This window comes from Actinoallomurus iriomotensis, assembly GCF_030269445.1.
Taxonomy (GTDB): Bacteria; Actinomycetota; Actinomycetes; order Streptosporangiales; family Streptosporangiaceae; genus Actinoallomurus; species Actinoallomurus iriomotensis.
In genome coordinates, this window is record NZ_BSTJ01000001.1 from 1,246,312 (window position 1) to 1,260,092 (window position 13,781).

At 73.1% G+C, this 13,781-nt stretch carries 12 protein-coding genes; 4 read left to right on the forward strand and 8 right to left on the reverse strand.

Annotated elements, in window-relative coordinates:
• Positions 1-252: 252 nt before the first annotated feature.
• Positions 253-1,059 carry a pentapeptide repeat-containing protein gene (locus tag QSK37_RS05895; protein ID WP_285618098.1) on the forward strand — a complete coding sequence of 269 codons (807 nt, stop codon included), beginning with the start codon at positions 253-255 and terminating at the stop codon, positions 1,057-1,059.
• On the opposite strand, the gene QSK37_RS05900 is transcribed toward QSK37_RS05895, so the two are convergent.
• From QSK37_RS05900 to hutH, 5 genes are all read right to left on the reverse strand, one after another.
• A complete protein-coding gene (locus QSK37_RS05900; RefSeq protein WP_285618099.1) occupies positions 1,023-2,138 on the reverse strand; it encodes a hypothetical protein in 1,116 nt (371 codons plus the stop codon). The two genes, QSK37_RS05895 and QSK37_RS05900, sit on opposite strands and share 37 nt — an antisense overlap.
• A gap of 71 nt (positions 2,139-2,209) precedes the next feature.
• Positions 2,210-3,535 (reverse strand): formimidoylglutamate deiminase, encoded by a 1,326-nt coding sequence (locus tag QSK37_RS05905; RefSeq protein WP_285618890.1) that lies wholly within the window; start codon positions 3,533-3,535, stop codon positions 2,210-2,212.
• Entirely contained in the window at positions 3,532-4,815 is a 1,284-nt protein-coding gene (locus QSK37_RS05910; RefSeq protein WP_285618100.1) for an allantoate amidohydrolase, read from the reverse strand. Before QSK37_RS05910 ends, QSK37_RS05905 begins: the two co-directional genes overlap by 4 nt.
• Positions 4,816-4,818: 3 nt before the next feature.
• The gene (gene hutU, locus QSK37_RS05915) at positions 4,819-6,471 is read right to left on the reverse strand and encodes a urocanate hydratase (RefSeq protein ID WP_285618101.1); all 1,653 of its coding nucleotides are present in this window, start codon (positions 6,469-6,471) and stop codon (positions 4,819-4,821) included.
• Positions 6,472-6,484: 13 nt separating this feature from the next.
• A complete protein-coding gene (hutH, locus tag QSK37_RS05920; protein WP_285618102.1) occupies positions 6,485-8,023 on the reverse strand; it encodes a histidine ammonia-lyase in 1,539 nt (512 codons plus the stop codon).
• A gap of 80 nt (positions 8,024-8,103) precedes the next feature.
• Between hutH and QSK37_RS05925 the strand changes: the two genes are divergently transcribed.
• Positions 8,104-8,874, forward strand: coding sequence for an IclR family transcriptional regulator (locus tag QSK37_RS05925; RefSeq protein WP_285569889.1), 771 nt, complete (start codon positions 8,104-8,106; stop codon positions 8,872-8,874).
• Positions 8,875-8,893: 19 nt separating this feature from the next.
• On the opposite strand, the gene QSK37_RS05930 is transcribed toward QSK37_RS05925, so the two are convergent.
• The 3 genes from QSK37_RS05930 to QSK37_RS05940 are packed head-to-tail and all read right to left on the reverse strand — an operon-like array spanning position 8,894 to position 11,754.
• Positions 8,894-9,991: a glycosyltransferase family 4 protein gene (locus QSK37_RS05930; protein WP_285618104.1), complete on the reverse strand. Its 1,098-nt coding sequence runs from the start codon at positions 9,989-9,991 to the stop codon at positions 8,894-8,896.
• A gap of 3 nt (positions 9,992-9,994) precedes the next feature.
• Positions 9,995-10,846, reverse strand: a complete 852-nt coding sequence (locus QSK37_RS05935) for a hypothetical protein (protein ID WP_285618106.1) — start codon at positions 10,844-10,846, stop codon at positions 9,995-9,997.
• Positions 10,843-11,754 carry an ABC transporter ATP-binding protein gene (locus QSK37_RS05940; protein ID WP_285618107.1) on the reverse strand — a complete coding sequence of 304 codons (912 nt, stop codon included), beginning with the start codon at positions 11,752-11,754 and terminating at the stop codon, positions 10,843-10,845. The genes QSK37_RS05935 and QSK37_RS05940 overlap by 4 nt, the downstream gene beginning before the upstream one ends.
• A 132-nt stretch (positions 11,755-11,886) precedes the next feature.
• On the opposite strand from QSK37_RS05940, the gene QSK37_RS05945 reads away from it, so the two are divergent.
• On the forward strand, positions 11,887-13,080 hold the full coding sequence (locus QSK37_RS05945) for a sensor histidine kinase (RefSeq protein ID WP_285618108.1): 1,194 nt from the start codon (positions 11,887-11,889) through the stop codon (positions 13,078-13,080).
• Complete coding sequence (locus QSK37_RS05950) at positions 13,077-13,733, forward strand: response regulator (RefSeq protein ID WP_285618109.1); 657 nt, start codon at positions 13,077-13,079, stop codon at positions 13,731-13,733. Before QSK37_RS05945 ends, QSK37_RS05950 begins: the two co-directional genes overlap by 4 nt.
• Positions 13,734-13,781: the final 48 nt, after the last annotated feature.

The following is a 13,781-nucleotide window of genomic DNA, read 5'->3' on the forward strand; positions in this document are numbered from 1 at the left end:
GCTCTCGACACCCCGACACGAGGAAATCGACGAGTCCGGGTTCGGCGAATGGCGTGGCGGCGGGAGTCGATGCGTGCGGGCGGACCCGCCGCCGGGCTCGTTTCGCTGGCGGCGGCATGGCCGCCGTGAGCACGATCGCCGTCGGCGAACGGGACCGGGCCTCCGAGGGGCCCCAAAGGCCGTATCTTCTGCGAGTGAGATGCACGACACCGGCACGAGAGGGGGCCGCGGATGACCGACGACGCTAGGCGTATGGCCGCCAGACTCGTCGCGGCGGCCCGGCCGCTGCGGCCCTGCGTGCATCTGACCGTCTCACCCTGGTGGGCGCGGCTCCTGATCGCCGCGGGAGCCCAGGCCACGGCCGACGTTCACCTCGGCAGACACCGTACGCCCGACATGCTCCCCCCCGTCCCGGGCGCGAACCTCGTCGGCGTCGACCTGGTCGCCAGGGACCTGACCGGCGCGAACCTCATCGGCGCCGACCTGACCGGACGGGACCTGACCGGCGCGACGCTGACCGACGCCGACCTGATCTCGGCGAACCTCCTCCGGGCGAACCTCGCGGGCGCCCGCCTGACGCGCGCGCAGCTGATGAGCGCGAACCTGACCCGCGCCGACCTGCTGTTCGCCAACCTGGCCCGGGCCAACCTCGCCGGCGCGGACCTCACCGGCGCCGACCTCACCGGGGCCGACCTGTCCGGCGCCGACCTGGCACCGGCCGAGCTGACCGGCGCCGACCTGACGGGCGCCCGCCTCGCCCGCGCGAACCTCGCCGGAGCGCGGCTCGGCCGCGCCCGCCTGGTCCGGGCCGACGCCGTGGGCGCGGACCTGACCGGCGCCGACCTCACCGGAGCGGACCTCACCGAGGCCCGGCTCAGAGCGGTCCGCTGGTCGGCCGACACCCGGTGGCCGCAGGACCTCGGCGACGAGATCCGCACCCGGTCCCGCGAGATCGAGCCCGGAGTCTGGGTCGTGCTGGGCGGCACCGGCCGCCGCACCCGGTCGATCTCACCTGGCGGCGCTCACGAATTCGGCAGCTTGAAACCGTACACGCGATAGCACTGATCAACCGCCGACATCATCACCTGTCCGTCGGGCAGCCGTAGCAGCCGCGTTCTCGCGGGGACCCCGAAGCCGGACAGTTTCGACGCGGCGCGGCAGGTCACGGCTCTGCCCGTCGGAATCCCCCTCACGCCCCCGTCCCGGCCCGCTCGATAGAGCCGCCCTTGCGCGGCGACGAGCACGTCACCGTTGCCGAGCACCGTCGCGCCCCATTCCTTCCACCAGCCCTTGTAGACCGCAGGTGGGATCCGGGGGCGAAAGCGCACTCCCTCCGCGGCTCCGTCCACCGGCACCCGCACGGCTCCCGCCGGGCTCAGAACGACGAAACCTCCGTGTACGTCATCGGCCATCGCCAATGCGGAAAACGCCTTCCCGTCCACGGCGTCCACTGCTTTTCGGTAGCCCTTGGGAACGAGCTGACGAACCTTGGACCTGCCCAGGGCTTCGAAGAGCCGCCCGTCGGCAAGTGCCACGATGGGAGAACCCTTCACCGGGACATGGAGGCCCACCGGATTCCATGAACGGAAGAGTTCGCGTTGTGCCCGCCGGGACACGGGAGCGCCCTTCCGATCCACTTGTGTCAACGCCTTTTTATAGCCGCCCCGGTCTTCGTCGTAGCCACCGAAGAGCGGGACGGGATCGTCTCCGTCCAATGACTGTCGGAACAGCGCCGACCAGCTCGCGTCGGAGGGATCCTGTGCGGGCCATAGAGTCCATACCTTGTACCCGCGCACCGCCATCGCCCGGACCGGGCCCGGAAGTTCCGATTGCAGGACCCCGACGCGCCCATTCCTGCCGATGCTTATGATCTGCCCCTGGCCTTCATGGTTGGCGGCTACCAGCAAAGCCCCGTCAGCCGCCGAATAAGCCATGGCGCTCGGCCTGTCGAAGCCGACTCGGGTGGCGAGGGCGTTCGGCCTCGGCTGCACGGTCCGGCCGTTTCCAGCGAGTACGACGACCGCCTCACCTTTGGCTCTGGGACGTTCTGCCGAGAGGCGAGAGGAAGTGCATGCCACAGGAAAGAGCAGCACCGGAATGAGAGCCAGTGAAAGCATTCGTCGGTGCACGGGCGACATGATGCCAGGGTCCACCTGCCGCTGAAACCATCCGGATGAACGGCAGCGACGCGGTCAACACGGCCGTCCGTTCAACCCGTCACCGCGGCGATCGACTCGGTCAGGGCGGCGGGTACGTCTTTCACGAGGAGATGGTGACCGTCGCGGACGACCTGGCGGCCGGAGACGACCACATCCCGCACGTCGGCGGGGGACGCGGCGAAGACCACGGACTCGGCCAGGTGGTCCGGGGCCGCGCCCGCCAGGCGGACCGAGTCGCGCGTCACCGTGACCAGGTCCGCGTACGCGCCCGGGGCGAGGCGGCCCGCCTCCGGCCAGCCCAGTGCCGTGTGGCCGTCCGCGGTGGCGGCGGTGAGGAGTTCGGCGGCGGTCCAGTGGCCTCGCTCGCGGGTGCGCAGGCGTTCGTCCAGTTCGACCGCTCGTGCCTCCTCGAACAGGTCGATCATCGCGTGCTGGTCCGAGCCCAGCGACAGCGGCGAACCGGCGTCGGTCAGGGCGCGGGCCGGGCCGATGCCGTCGGCCAGGTCGCGTTCGGTCGTCGGGCACATGCACACACCCGTGCGCGTACCGCCCAGCAGGGTCACGTCCGAGGCGGTCAGGTGGGTCGCGTGCACGGCCACCGTCCGCCGTCCCAGCGCGCCGGTCTCGGCCAGCAGGGCCGCCGGCGTCCGGCCGTAGGCCTCCAGGCACGCGGCGTTCTCGGCCGGTTGTTCCGACAGGTGCACGTGGAGCGGCGCCGCGTGTGAGGCCGCCCACTCGGCGACCTCGCCCAGCTCACGGCGCGGCACGGCCCGTACGGAGTGGATCGCGGCGCCGACGCGGGCGTGCTCGCCCGGCCGCAGCGCCGACACCCGGGAGGCCCACGCCGACGCCGTCCCGTCGCCGAACCGCAGCTGCGGCCCCAGCAGCGGGTCGCCGATGCCGCCGGTCAGGTAGCACGCGTCGAGCAGGGTGATCCGCACGCCCGCCTCCTCGGCGGCCGCCAGCAGCGCCGCGGACATGGCGTTGGCGTCCCGGTACGGCACCCCGCCCGGCCCGTGGTGGAGATAGTGGAACTCCCCCACGCAGCTGATCCCGGCAAGTGCCATCTCCGCGTACACCGCGCGGGCGAGCGCGAAGTAGCTGTCCGGGTCCAGGCGCGCGGCCACCGTGTACATCTGCGAACGCCACGTCCAGAAGGTGCCCCGCGACGCCTGTACGCGCCCCCGCAGGGCCCGGTGGAACGCGTGCGAGTGCGCGTTCGCCAGGCCCGGCAGCGTGAGCCCGGCCAGCCGTACGGCGTCCGGGGGCGCGGGCACGCCGGAGACCACCGACGTGAAGCGCGTTCCTTCGACCTCCAGCAGTACGTCCGCGACGACCGCGCCGTCCAGCCACGCGTGCGCGGCGTGATATCTCACCGGCACGCCAGCTCGTCCAGTACGTCCGCGAGCGCCTCCACGCCCGCCAGGCAGTCCGTGAGTTCGGCGTGTTCGGCCGGCGCGTGGGAGACGCCGGTCGGGTTGCGCACGAACAGCATCGCGGTCGGCAGGTGCGCGGAGAGAATGCCGGCGTCGTGGCCGGCGCCGGTCGGCAGCACCGGCGGGTCGCCGAGCGTCTTGGCCAGCCGGTCGCGCAGGTCGGCGTGGAAGTCCACCACCTCGGTGTAGGACTCCTCGCTCAGCGACACTTCGACGCGGTCGCGCCCGGCGGCCTCCCGCGCGGCGGCACGGACGTCCGCCACGGTCGCGCGCACGGCCTCCTCGGACGGTGCGCGGGCGTCGAGCCAGGCCGCCACCGACGACGGGATGGCGTTGACCCCGTTCGGCGTGACCCGCACCTTGCCCACGGTCGCGACGGCGTCGTGCCGAGCCGCGGCCTCGCGGGCGGCGAGCACCGTACGGGCGAACGGCAGCATCGGGTCGCGGCGGTCGGCGAGCCGGGTGGTGCCCGCGTGGTCGGCCTCCCCGGTGAAGTCGAAGCGCCACCGCCCGTGCGGCCAGATCGCGCTCGCCAGCCCGACCGGCGCGGTCAGGGCCCGGCCCTGTTCGACGTGCAGTTCGACGAAGCAGTTGAGCGACAGAAGCTGCGGGTCGGGGCCGATCGCCTCGGGGTCGTACCCTTCGGCGGCCATGGCCTCGCCCCAGGTCACGCCGTCGGCGTCGCGCAGGCCGCGCGCGCGTGCCGGGTCGATCGCCCCGGTGGCGAGCCGTGACCCCAGGCAGGCGACGCCGAAGCGGGCGCCCTCCTCCTCGGCGAAGACGGCCACGCCGATCGGCCGGCGGGGCGTCGCGCCCCGCTCACGCAGCAGGTCGATCGCGGCGAACGCCGAGACGACGCCCAGCGGCCCGTCGTACGCGCCGCCGTCGGGCACGGAGTCCAGGTGGCTGCCGGTCAGCACGGCGTCGCGGCGTCCGGTCACCGGCTCCCCGTGGAAGTCGCCCGTCATGGCGTCCGCGGCGATGCTCGCCACGGACGCGATCAGGCCGCCCATGCTCGCGCCCGTGTTCTTCTCGGCGTCCCACCAGGCGAACAGGTTGCCGTTCGGGTCGCGCTCCACCGTCAGCCCACGGGACCGGGCCTCTTCGGTGAACCACGCTCGGCACTCCCGGTCCGCCGCCGTCCAGGAGAACCGCCGGTAGCCACCGCCGTCGGCCCGCCCGATGGGGCGCAACGCCTCCCACATGTCTTCGAACGCCATGGCTCAAGCCTCGCGCATCGGGACCCGTACGGCACGTTCGGCGGCCACCTCGGCCGCGCGGTCGTACCCGGCGTCGACGTGACGGATGACGCCCATGCCGGGGTCGTTGGTGAGGACGCGCTCCAGCTTCTGCGCGGCGAGCGGCGTGCCGTCCGCCACCGAGACCTGGCCCGCGTGGATCGACCGGCCGATGCCGACGCCGCCGCCGTGGTGGATCGACACCCAGGAGGCGCCCGAGGAGGCGTTGACCAGGGCGTTCAGCAGCGGCCAGTCGGCGATCGCGTCGGAGCCGTCGGCCATTCCCTCCGTCTCGCGGTACGGCGAGGCGACGCTGCCCGAGTCGAGGTGGTCGCGGCCGATCACGATCGGGGCGCTGATCTCGCCGCTCTCCACGAGCTTGTTGAACTCCAGCCCGGCCCGGTCCCGTTCGCCGTACCCGAGCCAGCAGATCCGCGCGGGCAGCCCCTGGAAGTGCACCTTCTCCCCCGCCATCCGGATCCAGCGGGCGAGCTGCTCGTTCTCCGGGAACAGGTCGAGGATCGCCTTGTCGGTACGGGCGATGTCCTTCGGGTCACCGGACAGGGCGGCCCAGCGGAACGGGCCCTTGCCCTCACAGAAGAGCGGCCGGATGTAGGCCGGCACGAAGCCGGGGAAGTCGAACGCGCGTGTGTAGCCCGCGATCTGCGCCTCACCGCGGATCGAGTTTCCGTAGTCGAAGACCTCCGCGCCGGCGTCCTGGAAGCCGACCATCGCCTCGACGTGTGCGGCCATCGACTCGCGTGCCCTGGCGACGAAGCCGTCGGGGTCCTTCTCGCGCGCGTCGGCCATGTCCTCGAAGGCGATGCCGCGCGGCAGGTACATCTGCGGGTCGTGCGCCGAGGTCTGGTCGGTCACGATGTCGATGGGCGCGCCCGCCGCGAGGAGTTCGGGCACGATGTCGGCGGCGTTGCCGAGCAGGCCGATCGACAGGGGCCGGCGGGCCTCCTTGGCCTCCTGCGCGAGCCGCAGCGCCTCCTCGACGCTGTCGGCGCGCACGTCGCAGTAGCGGTGCTCGACCCGGCGGTCGATGCGCGAGGGGTCGCACTCGACGCAGATCGCGACGCCGCCGTTCATGGTCACCGCGAGGGGCTGGGCGCCGCCCATGCCGCCGAGCCCGGCGGTCAGCGTGATCGTCCCGGCCAGGGTGCCGCCGAACCTCTTGGCCGCCACCGCCGCGAACGTCTCGTACGTTCCCTGGAGGATGCCCTGCGTGCCGATGTAGATCCACGAGCCGGCGGTCATCTGCCCGTACATGGTCAGCCCGAGCGACTCCAGCCGCCGGAACTCCTCCCAGGTCGCCCACTGAGGCACGAGGTTGGAGTTGGCGATGAGCACCCGCGGCGCCCACTCGTGCGTACGGAAGACGCCGACCGGCTTGCCCGACTGGACCATGAGGGTCTCGTCGGCCTCCAGGTCGCGCAGCGCGCGGACCATCGCGTCGAAGGCGTCCCACGAGCGCGCGGCGCGGCCCGAGCCGCCGTACACGATCAGCTCGTCGGGGTGCTCGGCGACCTCGGGGTCGAGGTTGTTCATGAGCATCCGCAGGGCGGCCTCCTGCTGCCAGCCCTTGGCGCTCAGTGTCGTGCCGCGCGGCGCGCGTACGGGACGGGGACCCATGGCGTTCTCTCCTTTACGCGAGGGGGCCGACGACGGACTCGGCGGCGGTGACGAGGGAGCCGTCGCGGACCAGGTCGACGGCGGCGGCGATCTCGGGGGCGACGTGACGGTCCGGGCCGGGCCCGGGCACGGCCGTCCGCAGGGCGGCGACGACGGCGGCGGTCGCCGGGCCGGGCCGCAGCGGCGCCCGCAGGTCGAGGGCGCGGGCGGCGGTCATGATCTCGATCGCGACGACCCGCGTGAGGCCGTCGACGGCGCGGCGCAGCTTGCGGGCGCCGCCCCAGCCCATGGAGACGTGGTCCTCCTGCATGGCCGAGCTGGGGATCGAGTCGACGCTGGCGGGCACGGCGAGCCGCTTGAGCTCGTTCACCACGGCGGCCTGGGTGTACTGGGCGATCATGTAGCCGGAGTCGACGCCCGGGTCGTCGGCCAGGAACGCCGGGAGCCCGTGCGAGCGGGCCACGTCCAGCATCCGGTCGGTACGGCGCTCGGCCATGGAGGCGACGTCGGCGACCGGGATGGCGAGGAAGTCCAGCACGTACGCGATGGGCGCGCCGTGGAAGTTGCCGTTGGACTCGACCCGGCCGTCCGGCAGCACGACGGGGTTGTCGACGGCGGAGGCCAGCTCGCGCTCGGCGACGAGAGCGGCGTGGGCGAGGGTGTCGCGGGCCGCGCCGTGCACCTGCGGGGAGCAGCGCAGCGAGTAGGCGTCCTGGACGCGGTTGCAGTGCGGCCCGCGGTGCGACTCCATGATCGCCGAGTCCTTGAGGAGCCGGCGGAGGTTGGCTGCGCTGTCGGCCTGGCCGGGGTGGGGCCGCAGCTCCTGCAGGTCCTGGGCGAAGACCCGGTCGGTGCCGAGCTGGGCCTCGACGCTCATGGCGGCGCCGATGTCGGCGGCGCGCAGCAGGGCTCGCAGGTCCTCGATGGCCAGCACGAGCATGCCGAGCATGCCGTCGGTGCCGTTGAGCAGGGCCAGGCCCTCCTTGGCGACGAGGGTGAGGGGCTGGATGCCCGCCTCGGCCAGGGCCTGAGCCGCGGAGGTCTTGTTCCCGTCGGCGTCGCGGACGTCGCCCTCACCGATCAGCGCGAGCGCCACGTGGCTGAGCGGGGCCAGGTCGCCGGAGCAGCCGAGGCTGCCGTACTCGTGCACGACCGGGGTGATGCCGGCGTTGAGCAGCGCGGCGAGGGTCTCGGCGGTGACGGGGCGCACGCCGGTACGGCCGGTGGCGAGCGTGCTGAGGCGCAGGAGCATCATCGCCCGGACGACCTCACGCTCGACCTCGGGCCCGGACCCGGCGGCGTGGGAGCGGACGATGTTCTCCTGGAGCCGTGCCCGCAGTTCCTCGTGGATGTGCCGGGTGGCGAGCGCGCCGAAGCCGGTGGAGATCCCGTACGCGGGCGTGGGCCGGGAGGCGAGGTCGTCCACGTGCGCCCTGGCCTCGGCGATCGCCTTGAGGGCCTCGTCGGTGAGGGTGACCTCGGCGCCGTGGCGGGCGACCGCCACCACGTCGCCGAAGGCGAGCGGGCCGGTGCCGACGGGGATGTTCGTCATACCCCTATTGGACGCGACCGCGTGCCGTGCCCGCACCCCGGGTGGACGGCATGTGTCTCAGATACGAGACACTAGAAGGTATGGCGGGCGAACAGGTGCCGGCGGCACGGCGGGTGATGGCCGTGCTCCGCCTGCTGGCCTCCTCCGCGCGGCCCCTCGCCGCCTCGGCCATCGCCCGCTCGCTGGACCTTCCGCGCTCCAGCACGTACCACCTGCTCACCGCGATGGCCGAGGACGGCTTCGTCACGTACCTGCCCGAAGACCGGTTGTGGGGCCTCGGCGTGACCGCGTTCGAGATCGGCTCGGCGTACCTGCGCCAGGGCCCGCTGGAGCGCCTGGCCCGCCCGCTCCTCGTCCGCCTGGTCGACCGGCTCGGCGAGATCGTCCAGCTCGGCGTGCTGCACGGGGCCGAGACGCTGTACCTGCTGAAGGAGCAGCCCCGCCACCACGCGACCCTGGTCACGGACGTGGGCGTACGGATGCCGGCGTACCTGACCGCGAGCGGCCGCGTGATGCTGGCCCACCTGCCCACCGCGCAGGTGCGGGCCCTGGTTCCCGGAGAGCTGGTCAACCGGACCGGAGCGGGCCCCCGTTCGCTGCGGGAGCTGCGCCGGCTCCTGGCCGAGGACGCCCGGCGCGGCTGGGCGGTCGAGGACGGCCACGTGACGGAGGGCTTCGCGAGCATCGCGGCGTGCAGCTTCGACCACGTCGGCCGCCCGGCCGCCGCGATGACGGTGACGTTCCGCCGCGACGCCCGCGCGGAGGAGGAGTGGCCCGAGATCGCCGCCCGCGTCCGCGAGGCCTCCGCCGAGCTCACCCGTCGCCTGTCCGGCCACGCCCCGCGGAGATGAACGCGGAGCCACCGTCCGGTCAGGTGCCGTCCGTACGGGACAGCAGGTCGCGCAGTCGCTCGTAGGAACGGTCCCAGGTCCACTCCGCACAGGCCCAGGCGCGGCCTTTCTCCCCCATCGCGCCGGGGGCGGTGAGCAGTTCGACCAGCCGGTCGGCGATGGCCGGCACCGAACGCCCGTCCACCACGTACCCGGTCTCGCCGTCCCGGACGGCTTCGGGTACACCGCCCGAATCCCCCGCCAGGACCGGAAGCCCGGCCGCGGCGGCCTCCAGGAAGACGATTCCCAGCCCCTCGACCTCCAGCCCGCCGAGCCGGCTCCGGCACGGCAGGGCGAACACGTCCGCCGCCGCGTAGAACGGCGGCAGCGCCTCGTGCGGATGCGGCCCGGCGAACACGACCCCCTCCCCCGCGAGCCGGCGCAGCCGGTCCTCGTACGGGCCGGACCCGACGATCAGCAGTGTCGCGTCCGGCACCGCCCGCCGCACCAGCGGCAGCGCCCGGATCAGCCGGTCCTGCCCCTTGCGGGGGACCAGCCGTGACACGCTGAGAATGACGGGCCGGTCCCGCAGGCCGTAGCGCTCCCTGATCCCGGAGGTGTCGGCGTCCGGGCGGAACACCGAGGTGTCCACGCCCGGGACCAGCCGCGTCGTTCGCGTCCGGGGGCCGAAGGCCCGGACGATCCGCCGACGCGTGTACCCGGTCAGGTAGGTGACGGTGCCCACCTGGCCGCCGATCCGGCGCAGCACCTGCCGCGACCCGGGCAAGGACGCCCACCAGACCTCGTGCCCATGCGTGGTGGCCACCGAGGGGAGTCCGAGCCTCCCGGCGAGCAGGCCGAGCGGCGCGGCCGCGCCGAACCACACCCGGTCGCATCCGTGTTCGTCCGCGACCGCCGCCGCCGTCGCGGCCACCGTCGGAGTCGGCAGCAGCGTCCGAGCTCGATCCCGTACCACGGGAAACGGCAGTCCGGCGTCGAACCGCTCCCCGCCCGGCTCACGCGACGTGTAGACCACCACCTCGCCGGGCGGGAACCGGCGCGCCAGTTCGTGGACGAACGTCTCGATGCCGCCCATCCGCGGCGGAAAGTCATTGGTGACGATGAGAGTGGCGCCCATCGTTCACACGTCGCGGCGGTGGACGACGGTGATGGCGACGAGCGCCGCGCCGAGCGCCCAGAGGGCCAACGCGATCCACGCCTCGGTGGTCGTCGTCGGCCGGCGCACGGGGAAGCCGAAACGTCCGTAGCCGACGTCGATCAGGCGCTGCCAGGCGCTCGCGGGAAGCACGTGCTCGATGTCGGCCGTCCAGCGGTAGTGGTCGGTGAAGCAGAAGGGCAGCAGCAGGAGCACCGCGGTGGTGATCACCATGGTCGCCGCGCCGTGCCGGATGATCGCGCCGAGGCCCATGCCGATGAGCGCGCACACCGGTGCGAGCACCGCCGACGCCGCGACCGCCTGGAACGCTCCGGGATAGCCGATGGAGATGCCGGCGTGGCGGCCGGACAGGATGGCCTGGGTCGCCCAGAAGGAGGTTCCGGCGACGACCGCTCCGTAGCCGAGCATGACCACCGTCACGTCGATCAGCTTCGCCGTCACCAGCGAACGGCGGTCCGGCACGGCCGAGAAGGTCGTGCGGACCAGTCCGGTGCCGTACTCGCCCGTGATCGTGATCGCGCCGACGCTGCCGGCGGCGAGCATGAGCACCAGACCGGCGACCTGCGTGAAAGCGTCCCGCATCGCCCAGATCGGAACGAAGATGGCGCGGATGTCGGCGCCGTACCGCGGCCAGTTGTGGTGGTCGGCGACGGCGGCGTTCACGTTCAGCCCGATGACGGCCAGCCCGCTGAGGAGCAGGGTCCAGTAGGTCGAGCGGAGCGACCAGAGCTTGGTCCACTCGGCGGCGAGGAGGTCGCGGAACCGGGCGCGGGGCTCGGCGACGGCGGGGCGGTCGGTGAGGGCCGGCGCGGTCATCGGACGTCTCCGGCGAGGTACTCGACGCTGCCGGCGGTGAGTTCCATGAACGCCTCCTCCAGCGAGGCGGTGCGGGCGGCGAGTTCGTGCAGCGGCACGCGGTGCCGGAAGGCGAGTTCGCCGACGCGGGCGGCGCTCAGACCGGTGACCGTGAGCGCCTGGTCCCCGTCCGGTCGTACGGACGCTCCCTCGGCGGTCAGGACGGCCGTCAGCGAGGCGACGTCAGGAGTGCGCACGGTCACACTCTGGGGCGTACCGCGGGCCGCGAACGCGGCCAGGCTCTCGTCGGCGATCAGCTCGCCCCGGCCGATGACGATGAGATGGTCGGCCGTGTGCTCCATCTCGCTCATGAGGTGGCTGGAGACGAACACGGTCCGCCCTTCGGCGGCCAGGCGGCGGAACAGCCCGCGCACCCATCGCACGCCCTCGGGGTCCAGCCCGTTGATCGGCTCGTCGAACAACAGCACGGGCGGGTCGCCGAGCAGAGCGGTGGCGATGCCGAGCCGTTGCCTCATGCCCAGTGAGAACCCGCCGACGCGACGGCGCGCCGCCTCGGCCAGGCCCACCTCCCGCAGGACCTCCTCGACCCTGCGCCGTGGGATCCGGTTGCCGCGGGCCAGCGCGGACAGCTGCGCGTACGCGGTGCGGCCGCCGTGCACGTCATGGGCGTCGAGCAGCGCGCCGACGTGCCGGAGTCCGCGCGGGCGGTCCCGGAACGGGCGGCCGGCGACGGCGGCGGTTCCGCTGGTCGGCTCGTTCAGTCCCAGGATCATCCGCAGCGTGGTGCTCTTGCCCGCGCCGTTGGGGCCGAGGAACCCGGTGACGTGTCCCGGACGCACCGTGAAGGTGAGTCCGTTGACGGCCGTCTTCGGGCCATAGCGCTTCGTCAGTCCGCTCACTTCGATCACTGGCCAACGGTGTCGCGGGCCGGGCCCGCCGCGCATCGGGCCGTCGGCGGTATCCCCGGGGACGGGTATCGCCCGTGGTCGTACGCCCGTGGTCCGATGCGTCCCCAAGATCACCCGAATACGATCGGGTCCATGTCCGCCGCGTCCCCTTCTCCCCTGTTCAGGCGCATTACGCCGGGCGTCTGGACGACCTCGGCCTGGTGCGCCGGCACGGTCTTCACGTTCCTCATCCGGCTGAGGCTGCCCGGTGAGAACGCGGCATCGATGAACACCGGGGTCATCTTCTACCGGTGGGACGGCCTGACGATGCTGATGACGGCCACCGCGCTCACGCTGGCCGGCGGCCGCCTGCTGCTCCGCCGGCCGATCGCGGCCATCGTCCTGGTGCTCGCCGGTTCCGTCATCGGGACGCTTCCGCTGAGCGTCGGCGCGATCCCGGTGCCGCAGTTCCTCTCCGTCGACGTCGCCCTGTGCTTCGTCGCGGCCTCCGGGCGGCGCCGGACGTCTCTCACCGCCGCCGGTCTGGTGGTCGCCACGCTGGCCGGTTATCTGGCCTTCCGGGTCGCGTGCGGATGGTCCATCGGGACCTCGACGGAGCTGGCCGTGATGATGACGGCGCTGATCGCCTGGCTCATCGGGAACTCGGTCCGTCAGGCCCGCGAGCACGCCGACGGCCGGCGCGCGCAGGCGGTGACCGCCGAACGGCTCCGGATCGCCCGCGAGCTGCATGACATGGTCGCGCACAGCATCGGCATCATCGCCCTGCAGGCCGGAGCGGCGCGGAGAGTCATCGACACGCAGCCCGCCCGGGCACGCGACGCCCTGGGCGAGGTGGAGACCGCGAGCCGGGAGACGCTGTCCGGCTTGCGCCGGATGCTCGGCGCGCTCCGGCAGGCCGAGCGGGAAGAGGGAACCGACATCGCACCGCTCGACGAGATGCCCGGTCTGGCGGACGTCGACCGGCTGGCCGAGACGACCACGGCCGCCGGTGTCCACGTCGACGTCCGATGGCACGGGGACCGGCGCCCGCTCTCTCCGGAGGTCGACCTGTCCGCCTTCCGGATCATCCAGGAGGCCGTCACGAACGTGGTGCGGCACGCCGACGCCCGATCGTGCACCGTCTCCATCGACCATCGGGACGGGGCGCTCTTGCTCGAGGTCGTCGACGGCGGGCGCGGACGCGGCGGCACCCCGGACACCGGCTACGGCCTGGCCGGGATGCGCGAACGCGTCGCCCTGCTCCATGGAGACTTCTCCGCCGGGCCGGTGCCCGGAGGCGGCTTCCGCGTGACCGCCGAACTCCCCCTCCCCGCAGGCGTCGCATGACCATCCGCGTCGTTCTCGCCGACGACCAGCCGCTGGTCCGCACCGCCCTGCAGATGGTCATCACCGACGCCCCCGACCTCGAGGTCGCCGGCGAGGCCGGCACCGGCGCCGAGGCGGTGGAGCTGGCACGGGACCTCGACCCGGATGTCGTCGTGATGGACATCCGCATGCCCGGCATGGACGGGATCGAGGCCACCCGGCGGATCGCGGCCGGTCCCTCCTCCGCGCACGTCGTCGTCCTGACCACGTTCGACGACGACGACCACGTCTACGGCGCCCTGCGCGCCGGCGCGGCCGGATTCCTCGTCAAGGACATGGCGCTGGACGACATCCTCGCCGCGATCCGCGTCGTCGCCGCCGGCGACGGCCTGATCGCCCCGAGTGTCACGCGCCGCCTGATCGAGGAGTTCGCCGGCCGTCCGGCGCCCGCTCCCGAACCGCCCACGCTCGACGGCGTCACCGAACGGGAGCACGAGGTGCTGACCCTCGTCGGACGCGGCCTGTCCAACAGCGAGATCGCCGCGGAGCTGGTCATCAGCGTCGCCACCGTGAAGAGCTATGTGAGCCGCCTGCTCACCAAGCTCGACGCCCGCGACCGGGTCCAGCTGGTCATCATCGCCTACGAGACCGGTCTGGTGGCGCCTCCTCGGTAGCTTTCGTCCGGGGACCCCCTGATGCGCCGAAGCCCATGCGCGCGGGCG

Excerpts from the sequence above, each read along its gene's own strand:
- QSK37_RS05950 (WP_285618109.1), top strand. The coding sequence starts at position 13,077 with ATGACCATCCGCGTCGTTCTCGCCGACGACCAGCCGCTGGTCCGCACC.
- hutH (WP_285618102.1), bottom strand. The coding sequence starts at position 8,023 with ATGACGAACATCCCCGTCGGCACCGGCCCGCTCGCCTTCGGCGACGTG.
- hutU (WP_285618101.1), bottom strand. The coding sequence starts at position 6,471 with ATGGGTCCCCGTCCCGTACGCGCGCCGCGCGGCACGACACTGAGCGCC.
- QSK37_RS05935 (WP_285618106.1), bottom strand. The coding sequence starts at position 10,846 with ATGACCGCGCCGGCCCTCACCGACCGCCCCGCCGTCGCCGAGCCCCGC.
- QSK37_RS05895 (WP_285618098.1), top strand. The coding sequence starts at position 253 with ATGGCCGCCAGACTCGTCGCGGCGGCCCGGCCGCTGCGGCCCTGCGTG.
- QSK37_RS05925 (WP_285569889.1), top strand. The coding sequence starts at position 8,104 with ATGGCGGGCGAACAGGTGCCGGCGGCACGGCGGGTGATGGCCGTGCTC.
- QSK37_RS05900 (WP_285618099.1), bottom strand. The coding sequence starts at position 2,138 with ATGTCGCCCGTGCACCGACGAATGCTTTCACTGGCTCTCATTCCGGTG.
- QSK37_RS05930 (WP_285618104.1), bottom strand. The coding sequence starts at position 9,991 with ATGGGCGCCACTCTCATCGTCACCAATGACTTTCCGCCGCGGATGGGC.
- QSK37_RS05945 (WP_285618108.1), top strand. The coding sequence starts at position 11,887 with ATGTCCGCCGCGTCCCCTTCTCCCCTGTTCAGGCGCATTACGCCGGGC.
- QSK37_RS05910 (WP_285618100.1), bottom strand. The coding sequence starts at position 4,815 with ATGGCGTTCGAAGACATGTGGGAGGCGTTGCGCCCCATCGGGCGGGCC.